13 protein-coding genes are annotated in these 19,874 nt (G+C 64.9%); 5 read left to right on the forward strand and 8 right to left on the reverse strand.

Annotated elements, in window-relative coordinates; genetic code table 11:
• Window positions 1–146: 146 nt before the first annotated feature.
• The 3 genes from glgB to CAG31_RS24660 form a co-directional block, all read right to left on the reverse strand.
• The gene (glgB, locus tag CAG31_RS24650; RefSeq protein ID WP_085586109.1) at window positions 147–2,378 is read right to left on the reverse strand and encodes a 1,4-alpha-glucan branching protein GlgB; all 2,232 of its coding nucleotides are present in this window, start codon (window positions 2,376–2,378) and stop codon (window positions 147–149) included.
• On the reverse strand, window positions 2,375–5,722 hold the full coding sequence (gene treS / locus CAG31_RS24655) for a maltose alpha-D-glucosyltransferase (protein WP_085586111.1): 3,348 nt from the start codon (window positions 5,720–5,722) through the stop codon (window positions 2,375–2,377). The genes glgB and treS overlap by 4 nt, the downstream gene beginning before the upstream one ends.
• 162 nt (window positions 5,723–5,884) lie before the next feature.
• On the reverse strand, window positions 5,885–7,879 hold the full coding sequence (locus tag CAG31_RS24660) for an alpha-1,4-glucan--maltose-1-phosphate maltosyltransferase (RefSeq protein ID WP_085586113.1): 1,995 nt from the start codon (window positions 7,877–7,879) through the stop codon (window positions 5,885–5,887).
• Between the two features lie 212 nt (window positions 7,880–8,091).
• On the opposite strand from CAG31_RS24660, the gene CAG31_RS28515 reads away from it, so the two are divergent.
• A complete protein-coding gene (locus CAG31_RS28515; protein ID WP_170930007.1) occupies window positions 8,092–8,268 on the forward strand; it encodes a hypothetical protein in 177 nt (58 codons plus the stop codon).
• On the opposite strand, the gene CAG31_RS24665 is transcribed toward CAG31_RS28515, so the two are convergent.
• A complete protein-coding gene (locus tag CAG31_RS24665; RefSeq protein WP_085586115.1) occupies window positions 8,256–8,756 on the reverse strand; it encodes an MgtC/SapB family protein in 501 nt (166 codons plus the stop codon). The two genes, CAG31_RS28515 and CAG31_RS24665, sit on opposite strands and share 13 nt — an antisense overlap.
• Window positions 8,757–8,877: 121 nt before the next feature.
• On the opposite strand from CAG31_RS24665, the gene CAG31_RS24670 reads away from it, so the two are divergent.
• From CAG31_RS24670 to mapR, 3 genes are all read left to right on the forward strand, one after another.
• Window positions 8,878–9,111 (forward strand): DUF3203 family protein, encoded by a 234-nt coding sequence (locus CAG31_RS24670; protein WP_085586117.1) that lies wholly within the window; start codon window positions 8,878–8,880, stop codon window positions 9,109–9,111.
• A 195-nt stretch (window positions 9,112–9,306) separates the two neighbouring features.
• Window positions 9,307–10,737, forward strand: coding sequence for a cytochrome c oxidase accessory protein CcoG (gene ccoG / locus CAG31_RS24675; protein ID WP_085586119.1), 1,431 nt, complete (start codon window positions 9,307–9,309; stop codon window positions 10,735–10,737).
• A 103-nt stretch (window positions 10,738–10,840) separates the two neighbouring features.
• Window positions 10,841–12,250 carry a GntR family transcriptional regulator MpaR gene (gene mapR, locus CAG31_RS24680; protein ID WP_085586121.1) on the forward strand — a complete coding sequence of 470 codons (1,410 nt, stop codon included), beginning with the start codon at window positions 10,841–10,843 and terminating at the stop codon, window positions 12,248–12,250.
• Between the two features lie 10 nt (window positions 12,251–12,260).
• On the opposite strand, the gene CAG31_RS24685 is transcribed toward mapR, so the two are convergent.
• The 3 genes from CAG31_RS24685 to CAG31_RS24695 form a co-directional block, all read right to left on the reverse strand.
• A complete protein-coding gene (locus CAG31_RS24685; RefSeq protein WP_085586123.1) occupies window positions 12,261–13,400 on the reverse strand; it encodes a kelch repeat-containing protein in 1,140 nt (379 codons plus the stop codon).
• 157 nt (window positions 13,401–13,557) lie between these two features.
• Complete coding sequence (locus CAG31_RS24690) at window positions 13,558–15,117, reverse strand: TerC family protein (protein ID WP_085586125.1); 1,560 nt, start codon at window positions 15,115–15,117, stop codon at window positions 13,558–13,560.
• Between the two features lie 408 nt (window positions 15,118–15,525).
• Window positions 15,526–15,930 carry a MerR family transcriptional regulator gene (locus CAG31_RS24695; RefSeq protein WP_085586127.1) on the reverse strand — a complete coding sequence of 135 codons (405 nt, stop codon included), beginning with the start codon at window positions 15,928–15,930 and terminating at the stop codon, window positions 15,526–15,528.
• A gap of 77 nt (window positions 15,931–16,007) precedes the next feature.
• On the opposite strand from CAG31_RS24695, the gene CAG31_RS24700 reads away from it, so the two are divergent.
• On the forward strand, window positions 16,008–17,231 hold the full coding sequence (locus tag CAG31_RS24700) for an NADH:flavin oxidoreductase/NADH oxidase family protein (protein WP_085586129.1): 1,224 nt from the start codon (window positions 16,008–16,010) through the stop codon (window positions 17,229–17,231).
• A 48-nt stretch (window positions 17,232–17,279) separates the two neighbouring features.
• Here CAG31_RS24700 and CAG31_RS24705 read toward each other — a convergent pair whose 3' ends face one another.
• A complete protein-coding gene (locus tag CAG31_RS24705) occupies window positions 17,280–19,805 on the reverse strand; it encodes a P-loop NTPase fold protein (protein WP_170930393.1) in 2,526 nt (841 codons plus the stop codon).
• Window positions 19,806–19,874 lie beyond the last annotated feature (69 nt).

Consider the following 19,874-nt stretch of genomic DNA (forward strand, 5'->3'; position numbering starts at 1 on the left):
AGGTCGCAATCGCTAGCAAGCTAGCTCCCACAGGGTTCTCGGGCGTTCGCAGGCCTTGTGGACATCCGCAAAACCTGTGGGAGCTAGCTTGCTAGCGATGAGGCCGGCACATGCAGCCTCGGAACTGCCTGGCCGGACACCTTCGCTCAACCTTCCGGCTTGAGGATCAGCACCGCCAGCGGCGGCAGGTTCAGTTCCAGCGACAGCGCCTGCCCGTGGCTCGGCACCTCTTCGGCGAACGCGCCGCCGCCGTTGCCGTAGTTGGAGCCGGCATAGGTGTCGGAATCGCTGTTGAGCAACTCGTTCCAGCGCCCAGCGAACGGCACGCCGACCCGGTAGGACTGGCGCGGCACCGGGGTGAAGTTGGCCACCACCAGCAACGGCGTGCCGTCCCGGCTCCAGCGCAGCCAGGCGTAGACGCTGTTGATCGCGTCGTCGCCGATCAGCCACTGGAACCCCTGCGGCACGTCGTCCTGCTCATGCAGCGCCGGCTCTTCGCGGTACAGCCGGTTGAGGTCGGCGACCAGTTTCTGCACGCCCTGGTGCTCGGAATACTGCAACAGATACCAGTCCAACTGCTGATCGTGGTTCCACTCGCGCCACTGGCCGAACTCGCAGCCCATGAACAGCAGCTTCTTGCCGGGATGGGCCCACATGAAACTCAGGTACGCCCGCAGGTTGGCGAACTTCTGCCAGCGGTCGCCGGGCATCTTGTCGATCAGCGAATGCTTGCCGTGCACCACCTCATCGTGGGAGATCGGCAGGATGAAACGCTCGGACCAGGCGTACACCAGGCCGAAGCTCAGTTCGTTGTGGTGATGGGCGCGGTACACCGGATCCTGCTGGATGTAGTGCAGCGAATCGTGCATCCAGCCCATGTTCCATTTGTAGGCGAACCCGAGGCCACCCTGCTGGGTGTCCTGGCTGACGCCGGGCCAGGCGGTGGATTCCTCGGCGATCACCAACGCGCCCGGCGCCTCCAGCGCCACCACATCGTTGAGGTGGCGCAGGAAGTCGATGGCCTCCAGGTTCTCCCGCCCGCCGTGGCGGTTGGGCACCCACTCGCCGGCCTTGCGCGAATAGTCGCGGTAGAGCATCGACGCCACGGCATCGACCCGCAGCCCGTCCACATGGAAATGCTTGAGCCAGTGCAGCGCCGACGCCAGCATGTAGCCGTGCACTTCGGTGCGGCCGAGGTTGTAGATCAGCGTGTCCCAGTCCTGGTGGAAACCTTCCAGCGGGTTGCCGTACTCGTACAGGGCCGTGCCGTCGAACTGGGCCAGGCCATGGGTGTCGGTGGGGAAATGCGCCGGCACCCAGTCGAGGATCACCCCCAGCCCTGCCAGGTGGCAGGCGTTGACGAACGCGGCGAACTCGTCCGGCGTGCCGTAGCGTGCGCTCGGCGCGAACTGCGACAGCAACTGATAGCCCCAGGAGCCGCCGAACGGGTGCTCCATGATCGGCATCAGTTCGATGTGGGTGAAGCCCAGGTCCTTGACGTAGGGGATCAGCCGCTCGGCCAGTTCCGGCCAGGTGTACTGGCGGGCGACTTCGCCCAGGTCGTCCAGCTCGCACTGCCAGGAACCGGCGTGCAGCTCATAGATCGCCAATGGCGCCGCAGGCCGTTGGCGCTCGACGCGGCCGCTCATCCAGTCCTCGTCCTGCCAGTCGATGCGCAGCGGCGTGGCGACTTTCGATGCGGTGTCCGGCGGCAGGCTGGTGGCCAGCGCCATCGGGTCGGCCTTGAGCGGCAGGATGCCGTGGGGCCCGAGGATTTCGTACTTGTACAGCTCACCGGCCCCCAGGCGCGGAACGAACAGCTCCCAGACCCCGGATGGATGGCGCAGGCGCATCGGGTGGCGGCGCCCGTCCCAGACGTTGAAGTCGCCGACCACCGACACTCGGCGGGCATTCGGCGCCCACACCGCGAAACGTACGCCATCGACGCCGTCGACCGTCTTCAGTTGCGCGCCGAGGCAGGCGCTCAGGTCGCGGTGATTGCCTTCGGCGAACAGGTACAGGTCCATCTCGCCCAGCAACTGGCCGAAGCTGTAGGGATCTTCCGCCACCTGTTCGCCGCCGGCCCACTGGGTGCGCAACAGATAGGGCCGGACCTGGCCGAAATGGCCGACGTACAGCCCCGGCGTCGCCGTCGCCTCCAGCGGGCCGAGTTCCTCGCCGCTGTCGCGGTCCAGCACCGAGACGCTCAACGCGCCCGGCAGGTACGCCCGGATGAACTGCCCCCCGGCGCCGTCGCCGTGGGGGCCGAGGATGGCGAAGGGATCGTGGTGCTCGGCGCGCACCAGGGCTTCGATGTCCTTGGCGCGCGGCAGCGCGGTGTGTTTGACGTGACCCTGTTCCCTGTTCGAGACACTCATGACTGCTCTCCATCAAGACCGGAAAAGGGTTTGAGCCCCCTCAGCAGCCCGTGCAGGCCGCGCAACGGCACGGCCAGCCAGGCGGGGCGGTTTTCGGCTTCATAGGCCACTTCGTAGGCCGCTTTCTCCAGGCCGAACAACGCCAGTGCGGCGTCGGCACCTTCAGGATCTTGCCAGGCATGATCAAGACTAGCTGCCGCCCGGCGATACGCCTGGACAAATGCCTCGCAGGATTGCTCCAGGTAGCGCCCGGCCACCCGCCGGCGCGCCGCCTCGGCCTCGGGGCTGTTGTCGACGGCATGCACGTTGAGGGCCATCGCGGCGGCGTAACCGAAGGAACGCAGCACGCCGCTGACATCCTTGTACGGGCTGTGCTTGCCCCGCCGCTCGGCCAGCGGCCGCGCCGGTTCACCCTCGAAATCGATCAGGTAGGCATCGCCCTTGATCACCAGCACCTGGCCCAGATGCAGGTCGCCGTGGACGCGGATGCGCAGGCCGCCGACGGACTGTTCCGCCAGCGCCTGGACGTGGCCGAGAATAGCCTTGCGGTGTTCCAGCAAGCGCGTGACGAGTCCGCGGTCCGCCTCGCCGAGCTCGCCCTGGTGGGCCTTGAGCAGCGTGAGCGCATGCTCGACCTGGGCCGCCACGTCCTTGCCGCAGGCCTTGGCCTCCTTGGCGGAAAACACCTGCGGCGCGAAATCCGGATTGTCGCTCGGGGCCGCCAGCACTTGGTGCATCTCGCCCAGGCGTTGGCCGAGCATCCCGGCAAAGTCCTTCAGCTCGCCCAGCGCGTTGTAGTGCTGCTCCTGTTCGGAACGGGCAGCGGCCAGCTCATCGCGCAGCGCCCGCTCCAGATTGTTCTGCGTCCATTCCCAGGCATCGCCCTGATTGCTCAAGTAGCCTTGGGCGATCATCAGCAGGTTGTCTTCGCCCTGGGCGTCGCGGCGAACCACGGAGCCCATCAGCGGTGAAATGTTGGCGAATCCCGCCGCCGTCAGGTAGGCGCTCATCTCCAGTTCCGGGTGCACGCCCGGGGCGACCTTGCGGATCAGCTTGAGCACCAGGCCGTTGCCGATCACCACCGAACTGTTGGACTGCTCGGCGGACAGGTAACGCACATCGGGCTCGTCCCCCAGGCCCAGGGCCGCCAGGTGCGGTGTGGCCTCGAAACGGATCTCGCCGGCCTCGCACGCCAGCGCCGTCCCGGCCTGGAGGCCTTGCAGCACCGCACGGATGAACGCTTCCAGGCTGAAGGCGTCGGTGATCAAACCGACCTGACGCCCCCGGCGCACGCGGGCGAGCGCCAGTTGCTGCGGCAACGCCGGGCCGACCTGATCCTCGGAAATGAAGCCGAACGGCAATTGATAGCGGCTGACCTGGCCTGCGGCGATCACTTCGATCTCGCTGAGCAACACCGGATGCCTGGCGTCGCCGAAACGCACCCCGTACGCCAGCTCGACCCGCTCGATGGCGGCGTCCTTGCCGGCGAACCAGCGGCGGTTCTGCAGCCAGTCCGGCAGGATGCCCTGCTCCAGCGTGGCGCGGACCGGCGCTTCGAGCAGCTCTTCCATGCGCTTTTTCAGCACCAGCGTGGTGAAGTCCGGCAGGCTCTGGGCCGGCTCCACGTGCCAGCTCGGCATCTGGTTCTCCGCCGCCAGGCCGAACCAGTAGAAGCCGTACGGCGCCAGGGTCAGCAGGAAGCTCAGCTGACCGATGGGCGGAAACGCATTACCGCCGAGCATCTCCACCGGCACCATGCCGACGTACGCCGACAAGTCCAGCTCCACCGCCTGGGCGCTGCGCGAGACGTTGGCCACGCACAGAATGATTTCTTGCTTGCCGTCGGCGCCGGTGTATTCGCGGGTATAGGCCAGCACGCGGCGGTTGGCCGGGGACAGCATCTTCAGGCTGCCGCGGCCGAACGCCTTGGACTGCTTGCGCACCGCCAGCAGGCGCCGCGTCCAGTTGAGCAGCGAGTGGGGGTCGCCGGCCTGGGTCTCGACGTTGACCGACTGATAGCCGTACAGCGGATCCATGATCGGCGGCAGCACCAGGCTGGCTGGGTCGGCGCGGGAGAACCCGCCGTTGCGGTCGATCGACCATTGCATCGGCGTGCGCACGCCGTCGCGGTCGCCGAGGTAGATGTTGTCGCCCATGCCGATCTCATCGCCGTAGTACAGGGTCGGCGTGCCCGGCATCGACAGCAGCAGGCTGTTGAGCAGCTCGATGCGCCGGCGGTCGCGCTCCATCAGCGGCGCCAGCCGGCGACGGATGCCGAGGTTGATCCGCGCCCGGCGGTCGGCGGCGTAATGGTTCCACAGGTAGTCGCGCTCCTTGTCGGTGACCATTTCCAGGGTCAGCTCATCGTGGTTGCGCAGGAAGATCGCCCATTGGCAGTTGGCCGGGATCTCCGGGGTCTGGCGCAGGATGTCGGTGATCGGGAAGCGATCCTCCTGGGCCAGGGCCATGTACATGCGCGGCATCAGCGGGAAATGGAACGCCATGTGGCATTCGTCGCCGTTGAGGCCTTGGGCGTCGGTGTCGCCGAAGTACAGCTGGGTGTCCTCCGGCCACTGGTTGGCCTCGGCCAGGAGCATGCGGTCAGGGTAGTTGGCGTCGATCTCCGCCCGGATCACCTTCAGCACGTCATGGGTTTCCGGCAGGTTTTCGTTGTTGGTGCCGTCACGCTCGATCAGGTACGGGATGGCGTCCAGGCGCAGGCCGTCGATGCCCATGTCCAGCCAATAGCGCATCACCGCCAGCACGGCTTTCATCACTTGCGGGTTGTCGAAGTTCAGGTCCGGCTGGTGGGAATAGAAGCGGTGCCAGAAATACTGGCCGGCCACCGGATCCCAGGTCCAGTTGGATTTCTCGGTGTCGAGGAAAATGATCCGGGTGCCGTCGTACTTCTGGTCGTCATCCGACCACACGTAGAAGTCCCGGGCCGCCGACCCGCGCTTGGCCCGGCGCGCACGCTGAAACCAGGGGTGCTGATCCGAGGTGTGGTTGATGACCAGCTCCGAGATCACCCGCAAGCCGCGCTTGTGTGCCTCGGCGATGAAGCGCCGGGCGTCGGCCATGGTGCCGTAGTCGCTGTGCACGCCCCGGTATTCGGCGATGTCGTAGCCGTCGTCGCGCCGTGGCGAGGGATAGAACGGCAACAGCCAGATGGTGTTGACGCCCAGTTCGGCGATGTAGTCGAGCTTGGCGATCAGGCCGGGAAAATCGCCGATCCCGTCGTTGTTGGAGTCGAAGTAGGATTTGACATGAACCTGATAGATCACCGCGTCCTTGTACCAGAGCGGATCCTTGATAAAGGTGGCTGACCTGGTTTTCTTCGCCATGTGAAACTCCTGTCAGTGCTGAGGATTGCCGGGCAGACCGCCCGCCCCGAGAACAGCCGATGCCCTGTGGGAGCGGGCCTGCTGGCGATGGCGGTTTGCCCGTCACCCGTTCATGACCTGGTGCCTCGTCATCGCGAGCAGGCCCGCCCCACAGGAATGTACCTAAGCGCTGATCCGCCAGATGCCGAACGGCTGGTGCGCCGGATCGATGCGCATGAACTGGTGCTTGCCGTGCCAGTCCCAGCGGTGACCGTTCATCAGATCCTCGCCGTGGGTGGTGGCGTCGTCCGGCAGGCCCATTTCCCACAACGGCAGTTCGAAATTCGCTTCCTGGACGTTGTGCGGATCGAGGCTGACGGCCACCAGGATGAAGTTGCCGCCGTCCGGGCTGCGTTTGCCGAAGTACAGGATCCGGTCGTTCCAGGCGTTGTACACCTTGAGCCCCAGGTGCGAATGCAGCGCCGGGTTCTGCCGGCGGATGCGGTTGAGCTGGGCGATCTCGGCGATGATGTTGCCGGGCGCGTTGAAGTCCCGGACGCGGATCTCGTACTTCTCCGAATCCAGGTATTCCTCCTTGCCGGGCACCGGCGCCGACTCGCACAGCTCGAACCCCGAATACATGCCCCACAGGCCCGAGCCCATGGTCGCCAGCGCCGCGCGGATGAGAAACCCCGCCCGCCCCGACTCGTGGAGGAACGCCGGGTTGATGTCCGGCGTATTGACGAAGAAGTTCGGCCGGTAGCACTCGCGCCACGGCGATTCGTTGAGTTCGGTGAAGTAGGCGGCCAGCTCGGCCTTGGTGTTGCGCCAGGTGAAATAGGTGTAGCTCTGGCTGTAGCCGACCTTGCCCAGCCGCGCCATCATCGCCGGCGTGGTGAAGGCTTCGGCGAGGAAGATCACCTCCGGGTGCAGCGCGCGCACATCGGCGATCAGCCACTGCCAGAACGGCAGCGGCTTGGTGTGCGGGTTGTCGACGCGGAACATCTTGACGCCTTCCTTCACCCAGCCGACGACGATGTCGCGCAGCTCAAGCCACAGGCTCGGAATCGCCTCGGGCGCATAGAAATCGACGTTGACGATGTCCTGGTACTTCTTGGGCGGGTTCTCGGCGTACTTGATCGTGCCGTCCGGCCGCCAGTTGAACCAGCCCGGATGCTGCTTGAGCCACGGGTGATCCTGGGAACATTGGATGGCGAAGTCCAACGCGATCTCCAGGCCGTGCTCGGCGGCGGCGGCCACCAGCCGCCGGAAGTCCTCGCGGGTGCCGAGCTGGGCATGGATCGCCTCGTGCCCGCCCTCCTCGCTGCCGATGGCGTAGGGGCTGCCAGGGTCGTCGGGGCCGGCGGTCAGGGCGTTGTTGCGGCCCTTGCGGTGGCTGCGCCCGATCGGGTGGATCGGCGTGAAATACAGCACGTCGAAGCCCATGTCGCGGATCATCGGCAAGCGCCCGTGCACGTCGTTGAAGGTGCCGTGGCGGACGGGATCGTCGGTGACCGAGCGGGGAAACAGTTCGTACCAACTGGCGAACTCCGCCTGCTCGCGCTCGACGTCCAGCGGGTAAGGATTGCTGATGCTCAAAAAGGCGCGGTGGTCGGCCTCGGCCATCGGCTGCGCACTGCGCGGGTGCAGGAACAGCGCGACCTGCTCGGCTTCGGGCAGGCCGGACAGCTCGTGGTGCAGCGCCGCCAGCCGTTCGCTGAGCGGCCCTTCGCTGCGCTCGGCGGCCTGCTGCACCATGGCGCGGCCCTCCTGCAGCTCAAGGCTGACCGGTACGGCCGCCACGTGCTTTTTCTCCAGTTCGTACTGGAAACTGGCGAACGTGTCGATCCACGCTTCGATCAGGAACCAATGGCGCCCCTGGCGCCCGGGCCGGAACCGCCCTTCCCAGCCGTTGTTGCCTTGGTCGGCCATGACTTGGCTGTGCCAGGACTCTTCGCCGTCCTCGCGCCAGCGGATGCGCACCGCCAGTTTGTCGTGGCCGTCGGCGAACACCTTGGCGGTGACGACGACCTCGCGCCCGACGATGGCCTTGGCGGCGAACTGTCCGCCGTCGATGACCGGGCGAGTGTTCTCGATGACGATCCGCGGCAGCAGCAACGCCTGCGACAGCGGCATGTGCGGGTTGCAGCCCGGAGCGGAAGGGTTTTCAGCGGTCATTGAGCATCTCTCCTTAACGCCCCAAGGACGCTCGTGTGCCTGTCGGAAAGCGGCGGCGGATCCACCCGCCGCGCACTCACTTAGGTTCCGAGCGAACGCCCTCGGGAAAAGTTCACCGGGATTTGCCGCGCGCCGAGACCGGATCGAATCCGCCCTGCAGCGGTCAATCCACTTAAGCACTTCTTGCGCCATGTGCCATATGGAGGTTCACGATGAGTATCCCGATCCCGGCCGAAACACCCGATCCGAACATCGACAAGCCCGTGCTGCCCGAGACCGAACCGTCGCAGGTTCCGGAGCAGGATCCGCCCGGCACCACCCCGCCGGCCAAGGAGGAACCGCCGACGACCATGCCGCCGGTGATCGTCCAGCCTGATCAGGGTTTGTGATCCTTTTCGAACAGATTGACGATCTTCGGCATCACGCTGAACACCCCCAGCGCCAGCAACGTGCTGAGCACCGCCGTCGCCTCGCGGCCCAACCCGGCCGCGACGCCGATGGCGGCGGTCATCCACAGGCCGGCGGCGGTGGTCAAGCCCTTGACGTGGCCCTCGTCGCCTTCGTGGTTCTTCAGGATCGTGCCGGCGCCGAGGAAGCCGATGCCGGCGATCACTCCCTGCACCACCCGGCTCATGGCGTCGGCCTGGGCCCCGGACACCTGCGGCACCAACACGAACAGCGCCGCACCGAGCGCCACCAACATGTGGGTGCGCACGCCGGCGGCCTTGCCTTTGTGCTCGCGCTCAAAGCCGAGGATCCCACCCAGCAGCGCCGCCATCAGCAGGCGCACGGTGATGCGCGTCACTTGCGCGGCGTCGCCGACATCGGCGAACTCCGCTTGCAGGGTTTGCCACACTTCATGCCACCACGCGTTCATCGCACCGTCCTCGCCAGGAGCCCTTAAGGGATGGACAGCGCCGACCGCTGATCGGTTGCGCAGAACCCTGCGCCGCCGCGGCGCCCTAACCTTTCAACAGCCTTTGCCAAAGGATCGTCCCATGACCGTGCGCATCGAGAACCAGACCTGTTTTTTCCCCACCGAAAACGGTGAGCAGATCCGTCTGTGCGGCGACCTCACCGTCATCACCGACAGCGAAAAGGCCATGTCCGCCGTCGAGATCGAAGGCCGGCGCATCTACATCACCGAAGCCGAGGCCGACGCGCTGACCGTCGCCGGCGCCAAGGACGGCCGCCAGCACCTGAAGGCCAGCGACAGTGATTCGGTGATTTGACTGACCCCGGTCAAGACCCAGCGCAGACGCCTGCGATAGGCGTTTGCGCCTTGGCCGGCGGGCTGCTTCAAGTTGTCGCAGGGCCGGGCGCAGAACGCATCTGATACGCTTTTTATGGAAATACCTGAGTCTGTTATGCAAACAGATCGGCGCTCATAGTGCATTGGCCTGATGGAGGCTGATGAGCGAACGACCATGAGCGAACAAATCCCCGTCCGAACCCTAGATCCAACACCCGACATAAAAAGTGTGCCCGCACGCCCAATGAAGGCGACGGCCAAGTCCAGCGACAACCAGATCTTCACCCGCAGCTTCACCGGCCTGTTCCGCACCCTGCGCATGAGCGGCGCCGGGTTCCTGTTCCTGCTGTTCTTCGGCACCGTGTGGCTGAACTGGGGCGGCCGCCAGGCCGTGCTGTGGGACTTGTCGGAGAGCAAGTTCCACATCTTCGGCGCGACGTTCTGGCCGCAGGACTTCATCCTGCTGTCGGCGCTGCTGATCATCGCTGCCTTCGGCCTGTTCGCCATCACCGTGTTCGCCGGCCGGGTCTGGTGCGGCTACACCTGTCCGCAGAGTTCGTGGACGTGGATCTTCATGTGGTGCGAAAAGGTCACCGAAGGCGAACGCAACCAGCGGATCAAGCTGCAGGCGGCGCCCTGGGGCGTGAACAAACTGGCGCGGCGTGCGGCCAAGCACACGCTGTGGCTGGGCATCAGCCTGCTGACCGGCCTGACCTTCGTCGGCTACTTCACCCCGATCCGGCCGCTGGCCCAAGAGCTGTTCACCTTGCAGATCGGCGGGGTCAGCCTGTTCTGGGTGCTGTTCTTCACCGCCGCCACCTACATCAACGCCGGCTGGCTGCGCGAAGCGGTGTGCATGCACATGTGCCCGTACGCACGGTTCCAGAGCGTGATGTTCGACAAGGACACCCTGGCCATTTCCTACGACGCGGCCCGCGGCGAGAACCGTGGCCCGCGCAAGCGCGACGTCAAGCCTGCCGAGGCTGGCCTGGGCGACTGCATCGACTGCCAGATGTGCGTGCAGGTGTGCCCGACCGGCATCGACATCCGCGACGGCCTGCAGATGGAATGCATCGGCTGCGCGGCGTGCATCGACGCCTGCGATTCGATCATGGACAAGATGAGCTACCCACGCGGCCTGATCCGCTACACCTCCGAGCGCGAACTGCAAGGCGGCAAGACCCACCTGCTGCGCCCGCGCCTGATCGGCTACACCACCGTGCTGGTGGTGATGATCGGCGCCCTAGCCCTGGCGCTGGCCGAGCGGCCGATGGTGTCGCTGGACGTGACCAAGGACCGCGGGCTGTTCCGCGAGAACGGCCAGGGCCAGATCGAGAACATCTACACCCTCAAGGTCATCAACAAGACCCAGCAGCGCCAGGACTACACCTTGAGCCTGGAGGACGGCGACGGCTTCCAGTTGCAGGGCCGCACCGAACTGAGCCTGGCCGCGGGCGAGATCGTCGATGTGCCGGTGTCGGTGGCCATGACCACCGAACGCGCCGCCAGCAGTTCGCAGACCTTGAGCTTCAGGATCGCCGACAGCGACGACCCGCAGGTCTACAGCGTGGCCAAGAGCCGGTTTGTCGCGCCAATGAACCGCTGAGCCAGTAAGATGGCTGCCCTGTGGCGAGGGCGCTTGCGCCCTCGCCCCCCTCTGCTCCGTGCGCAAGCAACGCCTTTCGAATTCAGTCCATCGTGGGATACCGATGAAACGCTACGAAAAATTCGCCGACGACATCGCTGAACTGATCCGCTCCGGCGTCCTCGGGCCCGGCCAGCGGGTGCCGTCGGTGCGCTATGCCAGCCAGACCTACGGCGTCAGCCCGTCCACGGTGTTCCAGGCCTATTACCTGCTGGAGCGTCGCGGCCTGATCCGCGCCCGGCCGCGCTCGGGCTACTTCGTCAACACCCACGCCCCGAGCCCGTTCTCGGAGCCGGTGATCAGCAGCCAGGTCAACGAATCCACCGAGGTCGACGTCAGCGAACTGGTGTTCTCGGTGCTGGAGTCGATCAAGGATCCGGGCACCGTGCCGTTCGGCTCGGCCTTCCCCAGCCCGACCCTGTTTCCGTTGCAGCGCCTGTCGCGTTCGCTGGCCCACGCGGCGCGGGAGATGGACCCACGCATGGTGGTCACCGACATGTCGCCGGGCAACCCGCAGCTGCGCCGGCAGATCGCCCTGCGCTACATGGTCGGCGGGCTGATGCTGCCGATGGAAGAACTGCTGATCACCAACGGCGCCCTCGAAGCCCTGAACCTGTGCCTGCAAGCGGTGACCGAGCCCGGCGACCTGGTGGCCATCGAAGCCCCGGCGTTCTACGCCAGCCTGCAAGTGCTGGAGCGCCTGAAGCTCAAGGCCGTGGAAATCCCCGTGCACCCGCGCGACGGCATCGACCTGGGCGTGCTCGCCCAGACCCTGGAACGCCATCCGATCAAGGCCTGCTGGTGCATGACCAGTTTCCAGAACCCCATGGGCGCGACCATGCCCGAGGCCAAAAAACAGGAATTGGTGGAGCTGCTGCGCCGGCATCAGGTGCCGTTGATCGAGGACGACGTCTATGCCGAGCTCTACTACGGCCAGCAGGCGCCGAAGCCGGCCAAGGCGTTCGACACCGAAGGCCTGGTGATGCACTGCGGCTCGTTCGCCAAGAGCCTCGCCCCCGGCTACCGCATCGGTTGGGTCGCCGCCGGGCGCTACGCGCAGAAGATCGAGCGGCTGAAACTGATGACCTCGCTGTGCGCCTCGATGCCGGCCCAGGCGGCCATCGCCGACTACCTGCAGCACGGCGGCTACGACCGTCACCTGCGCAAGCTGCGCTATGCCCTGGAGGAACAGCAAAGCGCGATGCTGGCGGCCATCGCCCGGTACTTCCCGGCGCAGACCCGGGTCAGCCAGCCGGCGGGCGGCTACTTCCTGTGGCTGGAACTGCCGCCGCAGATGGACTCGCTGAAACTGTTCCAGATGGCCCTGGCCCAGGGCATCAGCATCGCCCCGGGACCGATCTTTTCGCCGACCCAGCGCTTTCGCAACTGCATCCGGCTGAACTACGGCAGCCCGTGGACCGAAGCGTCGGAAAAGGCGATGGAGACCCTGGGACGGATCGTGCGGTCGTTCTGACCGCACTCCTTCACTCAATCAGACGCTCAGTGCTGGACAGATACGACGGATGACTCGTTCCGGGCCGAAGGCCGGCCGCCACCAACAACTGCCCTCCAGGCAACAGACTGGCCGTGTGTATGAACCGAGCGTGTGCCAGTTCGGCGCCGATGGCCCATTCATGGGTGTCAGGGTCAAAAACTTCGGTCATGTTGCCGGACTCCACGCTTAGGCCATCTCCGATCACCAGTACATGCCCTGAAGCCAGTCGTGTGACGCTGTGCCCCTTGCGGCCATGAACCATTGTCCCGCCAAGGCTCCAGCTGTCCGCTTGCGGGTCGTAGAGGTACGCATCCGCCCGTCCAGGATTGAACGGGGCATCAGCCCCGCCCACCACCAGGATCCGGCCATCGGCCAACCGCGTTGCCGTGTGCTGCATGCGCCTTTCGGGCAACGGCTGGACGATACTCCACCCACCCGTGGCCGGATCAAACAACGAAGCGTCATCGATCGCCGCATTCAGTTGCGCAGAATACCCTCCCAACACCAGCAATTTTCCGGACGCCAACAAGGTCGCTGTGTGATCCATGCGGGCGAACGGAACGTCGGCGGCGGCACGCCACCGGTTGGTGACCGGATCGTAGATTTCGACGCTGGCGAGCACCTGCCCATGCCCTTGGGACTGATGGTTGCCCCCGCAGACCATGACATGTCCGCTGTCCAGGAGCGTTGCGGTATGGGCAAAGCGCGGAGTCTCAAGCGTCGCCGCCGCAACCCATTGATCCGTTGCCGGGGAATACAGCTCGACGCCGTTGATCGAGCCCACCGCCGCGCTGCCGGCAATGACCATGACCTGCCCGCTGTTCAGACAGACAGCGCGATGCCCCAAACGGGGTCCAGGCAACGCAGCCACCCGCGTCCAGGCATTGTTTGACGGGCTGTAGCGTTCGACGTCTGACAGCGCGCCGGACAGCCCCTGGCCGAGATGATGCCAAGGCACCTGACCGCTCGCCCCGCGTGTACCGTCCTTCAGCCATGAAGCGGGCTCCATGCCATTGGTGCCGCCCACCACCAGCACATCGCCATCGGGCAGCACGGTCGCCGAGTGATAGGCCCGCAAAACGTTCATGGGGGCGGCCGGAACAAAGGAACCGTCGACGGTATTGTTCATCACAGTGCTCCATTGCAGATCGTCGGTACCCACGGGTGACGCATCGACTGCCCCGTCACTCGTTTCGCCCAGACGAATCTAAAAGCCCCGCTCACAACCGTCTACTGTCAGAAGTAACAGGTGCACGCGGCGTCTTCGCTCAACGCCGCCCTCACACTCACACCACCTCGCGCACCAGCAACACCCGCGTCACCCGCCGCTCCTCGACCGCCATCACGGTCATCCGCCAGCCGTCGTGCTCCAGCCGGTCGCCGATCATCGGCAACCGGTCGAGCAGGCTCATCACCAGGCCGGCGAGGGTCTGGTAGTCCTCGGTGGCGGGCGCACCGAAACCGGTGCGCTGACGGATCCGCGCCAGGTTCAACGCACCGTTGACCAGGAAACCGCCCTGCTCCTCGACCACGTCGGGCCCCTCGATCTCGCTGGCGTCCGGCAACTCGCCGGCGATCGATTCGAGGATGTCGGTCATGGTCAGCACGCCGACGAAATCACCGAACTCGTTGACCACGAACGCGATGTGGGTCGAGGCGGCGCGCATCTGCTCCAGCGCGTTGAGGATCGAGTAGCTGTCGAGCAGGTTGATCGTCTGGCGCGCCAGGTGTTCGAGGTTCGGTTCGTGACCGGCCAGGTATTCCTTGAGCAGCTCCTTCTTGTGCACGAAGCCCAGCGGCTCGTCCACCGCGCCGTTGCGCACCAGCGGCAAACGCGAGTAGGACGAATGCATCAACCGCGTGCGGATCGTCTCGGCATCGTCGGCCAGGTCGATGTGGTCGACGTCGGCGCGCACGGTCATCAGGGCACGGATCGGACGCTCGGCCAGTTGCAGCACGCCGCTGATCATCACCCGCTCGCGGCGGTCGAACAGCTCGGCGCTCGGCGCGTCGCCGTCATCCAGAAGGTCGGAGATTTCCTCGCCCACCTCCTCCACCGCCAGCTTGCGCCCGCCCAGCAGGCGCATCACCGCATGGGCCGTGCGCTCGCGCAGCGGCCGCAGGCCCTGCATCGAACGCTTGCGCCGGGCCCGGGCGATCTGGTTGAACACCTCGATCAGGATCGAGAAACCGATGGCGGCGTACAGGTAGCCTTTAGGGATGTGGAAGCCCAAGCCTTCGGCGGTCAGGGCGAAACCGATCATCATCAGGAAGCCCAGGCACAGCATGATCACTGTCGGGTGCGCGTTGACGAAGCGGGTCAGCGGCTTGCTGGCCACGATCATCAGGCCGATGGAGACGATCACCGCGATCATCATCACCGCCAGCTCATCGACCATGCCCACGGCCGTGATCACCGCGTCCAGCGAGAACACCGCATCGAGCACCACGATCTGCGCCACGATCGGCCAGAACAACGCGTAAGCGGTGTTGGCCGAACGCTGGCCGACGTGGCCTTCCAGCCGTTCGTGCAGTTCCATGGTGGCCTTGAACAACAGGAACACACCGCCGAACAGCATGATCAGGTCACGGCCGGAGAAGCTCTTGCCGAACACCTCGAACAGCGGCTGGGTCAGGGTGACCAGCCAGGAGATGCTCGCCAGCAGGCCCAGGCGCATGATCAAGGCCAGGGACAGGCCGATGATCCGTGCGCGGTCGCGCTGATGCGGCGGCAACTTGTCCGCCAGGATCGCGATGAACACCAGGTTGTCGATGCCGAGCACCAGCTCCAGCACGATCAATGTCAAAAGGCCCAGCCAGGCCGTGGGATCCGCTAACCATTCCATATTCTGTCTCGGTCTCTCTTCAGTGTTTTCGGGCTACCGGGCACGGCAAAGTGCGACGCGAAAGCCCGAAGGCTGCGCCATCAACGATAGTCGGGAGTCGGAAGACCGGATGCTGCGAGTGCGTCAAGACCGCGCCTGGGCGCGAGAGGAAGGGGCGACTGGGAGGCTCCGTGAGGGTGTTCATGCAAGTCCTGAATGGGAAAAAGGACTTGGAGAGTACAGGCTGAGGCGGCCATCGCCACAGCGGCAAATCATTTCAAAATCTGTAAAACACCTCGCCGGAGCGGTGGCCGGGATGGCCTCATCGCGGGCAAGCCCGCTCCCACAAGGATCTCAGTTGTACTCGGAACTCGCGTTCGCCGCAAAACACTGTGGGAGCGGGCTTGCCCGCGATGGGGCCGCCACAGACTAACGCTTGATCGACGACAGCAGCCGCTCGGCATTCGCCCCGCAGCTCATGCCTTCGGGCCGCGACAGGATGCCGTCGATCACCTCCAGCAACCGTGCCCGGCTCTGCGCCAGGTGCCGCTGCATGGCCTCGATCTCCTGGATCTTGCCCCGCAGGCTGGTCACCAGTTCGTCCTGGTCGTACTCGCCGGTGACGGCGTCCGGCAGCAGCAGCTTGAGTTCATCCAGGGAGAATCCCGCGCGCTGGGCGCTCTGGATGATGTGCAGGGTCTGCAGCACCTGCGGCGAGTAGCGCCGGTAGCCGTTGCCCAGCCGCTCGACCTTGGGGATCAGGCCCTGAGCCTCGTAGAAGCGGATCCGCGAGGCGCTCAGCCCGCTCTGTTGCGCCAGTTCACCGATTTTCATGGACACCTCGCATTCCTGCTTGACCTTAAACTTGACTTTAAGCTTAGCCTCGCTTCATCACTGATGAGGAGTCAAGCATGTCGCCCTTCAACACCCTGAATCTGCCCAACGGCCAGACCGTCGGCAACCGCATCGCCAAGGCGTCCATGGAGGAAAACCTCGCTGACGCCGACCAGGCCCCCTCCGCCGCCCTGTACCGTCTGTACCAGGCCTGGGCCGACGGCGGCGCCGGCCTGCTTTTGACCGGCAACGTCATGATCGACCGCCGCGCCATGACCGGCCCCGGCGGCGTGGTGCTGGAGGATGAGCGTCATTTGGCGCAGTTCCGCCGTTGGGCCGAGATCGGCCGCTCCGGCGGCGCGCAGTTGTGGATGCAACTCAACCACCCCGGCCGCCAGACCTTCGCCAACCTGGGCCAGCCGGCCCTGGCGCCGTCGGCGGTGGCGCTGGAGATGGGCGCGTTCTCCAAGCTGTTCGCCGAACCCCGGCCGATGAGCGAAAGCGATATCGAAGAGGTCATCCAGCGCTTCGCCACCAGCGCCGCCCTGGCGGAAAAGGCCGGTTTCACCGGTATCCAGATCCATGCGGCCCACGGCTACCTGCTCAGCCAGTTCCTGTCGCCGCTGACCAACCGCCGCACCGACCGCTGGGGCGGCTCGCTGGAAAACCGCGCGCGCCTGCTGCTGTCGGTGATCGAAGCGGTGCGTCAGGCGGTGTCGCCGCAGTTCTGCGTGGCGGTGAAGCTCAATTCGGCGGACTTCCAGCGCGGCGGCTTCGACACCCACGATGCGCGTCAGGTGATCGAATGGCTCAACGAGCGGCCCGTGGATCTGCTGGAGCTGTCCGGCGGCAGCTACGAGGCCCCGGCCATGCAGGGCGAGGCGCGGGACGGCCGCACCCTGGCCCGCGAGGCGTTCTTCCTGGAGATGGCCAGCGAACTGGCCGGCGTGGCACGGATGCCGGTGATGGTCACCGGCGGCATCCGCCGCCTGCCGATCGTCGAACAGGTGCTCGACAGCGGCCTCGACATGGCGGGCATCGCCACGGCGCTGGCCATCGAGCCGGGCCTGGTCAACCACTGGCGCGCCGGCCGTCCGAGCGAGCCGCAACTGCCGCCGATCCGTTGGAAGCGCAAACCGCTGGCGTCGCTGGCCAACATGGCCGTGGTGCGCTTCCAGATGGCCCGCCTGAGCCGGGGGCGCAAGACCAGGCCCGAGGTGTCGGCGCTGTGGGCGCTGATCCTCGACCGGTTGTACCTGGGGCGACGTACGCGGCAGTACCGGCAGGCGATGTCTGACTGACGCCCGTGGTTGCGACGCTCGCCGTCACCAGACCGCTCCGGCGGTGCGTCAGCCGTCAAACGAGTAGCGCTGGATGATGGCGACGTACTTCTTCACTCGATGGCGAGGCGGCTTCTTCTGCTTGGCGATCAAGTCCGCGTATATCGCCATTATTTCCCTGAAGCGCTCAAATTCGGCGAGATTCTCAGCGGATGGGTCGAGGCTGACCAGGCCTTTCAGCTCGTTCATTTCAAAGGTGTCACTCTTCGATCTGAGAGGCTGCAGCAAACTCGAAAAACACAACGGGGTGCCCAGCGCCACCGCCAGCAAGGTCAGCAGCGCTTTGTATTCACCCCCCTCGAGTGCCCGGAGGTCATCGGGCTTGAGGCTGACCTTGATCAGGCGATAGACATTCAGGAAACGCAGCGCGCGTCGAGGGGAGGACCCCATGTACCTTGCCAGCAGTTGCAGCGCCTCAGTCTCACCGGAGGAGATCTTCAACATTTCGGCTGGGACAGTTTGAATGCCGACGGCTCCTTCCGTTTCGTTTAGACCCGTTGGCACTTTGTCAGTCTGATCAGCGCCCCTTACCCTCTTCAACTGTGCTTGCAGAAACTGCTCACTGGCTACGCTGTCCATCGGGCGCATCCAGTAAGGGATCTGAAAGATCTTTTCCAGGTAGTCAGACACAGAGGCCGTCTGTTGCTGCTGGCCGTTCGCAGCCATCAAGTTGGGGTAGTGATCGAGCAAGGCCTGACGCACCCAACGCACATCCACCGCGACCATCACCACGAACAAGGGGAAGGTCAGCAGCAGATGCACCGCCTGCAGCACCTCGACGACTTTGTCCGGCGGACAGCGATCCAGGTCGTCGATGTACAGGGCGATCCGTTTGAAGGATCGGACTTCCTCAGGGGAATGCGTGGCCGCCGCCCGCAGCTTCTGGATGTCTCCGTCGTCCAGGAACGTTTTGTTGGCCTCCAGGAACGCATCCATTTTCAGCAGAAATGCAGCGCGCTCCGCCTCGACCGAATCCCGGAGGCTGCCCGCTTCCGTCACGTTGAACGCCAACTCCTCGAAGTCCTTGCGCACCGTGGCGATCAATCCAAGATGTTGCGCATAGTCGCCGTCCGTCGCGCGGGCCCGGACGAACTTCTTCAGGCGCCCGGCACCGGTTCCTTGAGAGAAATCGTGAGTGGCGAGCGCCAATTGTTCGCTGGTGACTTGCACCAAGGCCTTTGCCTCGTCGACGCTGGCATTCGCCTTGGCTTGCCTCTGAACGGCGTGCTCTAGCGCTTTCTTCTGTTCGGCCAATCGGCTATCGATGGCTTTGTCCAGCGCCCTCTTGCCCGCCTCCAATTGCTTCAGCGCCCCGCGGGCCTTGCCCCAGACCCATCGCAGTCGGGCAGTCACCGCTGCCACCGCTACACTCGCCAACATCAAGCCGTCCTGCAGACCTTGCAGGAAAGGGAGTCGTGCCTTGAGGATTGCCACACCCTCTGTCGCCATCCAAGGCATCGCCAAGACCAACACGACAAAGGCACCGACGTTCCACCAGCTCAGCAGTTGGGACTTGTATCCGCGGGCCAGCAACCTAGCCTTTCCCGCTTCCTCATGCAGGGCATCGGATACGCTCTGGAAAGCCTCGGCACGCTCGGTCAAGGCATCGATTCCAAGGATCTTGGCCGCCTTCGCGAACTCGTCTTTTGCGTCTTTGATCTCTTGGCCGGCATCCGCGCCGTTGAACACCTCACTCAACGCCGCAAGATAGACAGACGGCGTAGTCGCGGTCTTGGCTTGAACCTCTTCGAGCGCCTGGCGGGCCTTGAGCAGTTGCTCTGCGGCCGCACGCTGGTCTCGACGGCGACGAACCAGCTCCTTGGCAGCGTCCAGCGTCAGCATTCGCGAAGTGGACAGGTGTTCGAGCAACGGGTCGCGAACCTCGGGATTGTGCTTCGTGTACCAACGGTCCAGCTCGACGAATATATGGCTGACCAGACTGGCCCACAGGTTCGTCTCCGCGTAATGCCAGGCATTGAACCGAATCTGCACGACATCCGTATGGAATTCCTTCGAGCCTGCTTCCGGGGCCTGGGCACTTGCCTTTCCTTGGCTGAGGCGTTCGATGTGCTGATGGATCAGGCGCATGAAAAAGGACTTGCCGCTGCCCCAGTTGCCGAACAGCCCAATGGCAAGCGGCGGCATGACATCTTTCGCTACGGCCAGGCGCGCAAAGGCTTTCGCCTCATCGTTGGCGCCCAGACGGTCATCCAGGTCAGACGCCCATGGATCGTCGTTTTGGGTGACGGCGATAGAGGTGGTGCCGGGACGGGAACCCCGTGTGTTTCCCTTCCCCCCCGGGACGTTCGTCACCTCGTCAGTCTTCTTTTTGTCGTCCGACGATGACAGCCCGTTCGGATTGTTTTCCGGTGGCGCAGAAGCCCCCTGGTCTGGATCCCGCACTCGCTGCTGGTCATTTTTCAGATCGGAAGGCGATAGCGAGGTCGTGTAGAACTTTGCTCTTTGATTCCTTGGGGACACCGATGAGCTCGGCTCGTCGTCACGGTTTACGGGTTCATCACTTTCTCTGTCCACGTAACACTCCATCGCATCCACAACATAAAAAACGCATTCAGATGTACAGGCCTGAACGTCCCGTTCCGG

It is taken from the genome of Pseudomonas sp. R25(2017) (genome assembly GCF_002112565.1).
Classification (GTDB): Bacteria; Pseudomonadota; Gammaproteobacteria; order Pseudomonadales; family Pseudomonadaceae; genus Aquipseudomonas; species Aquipseudomonas ekonensis.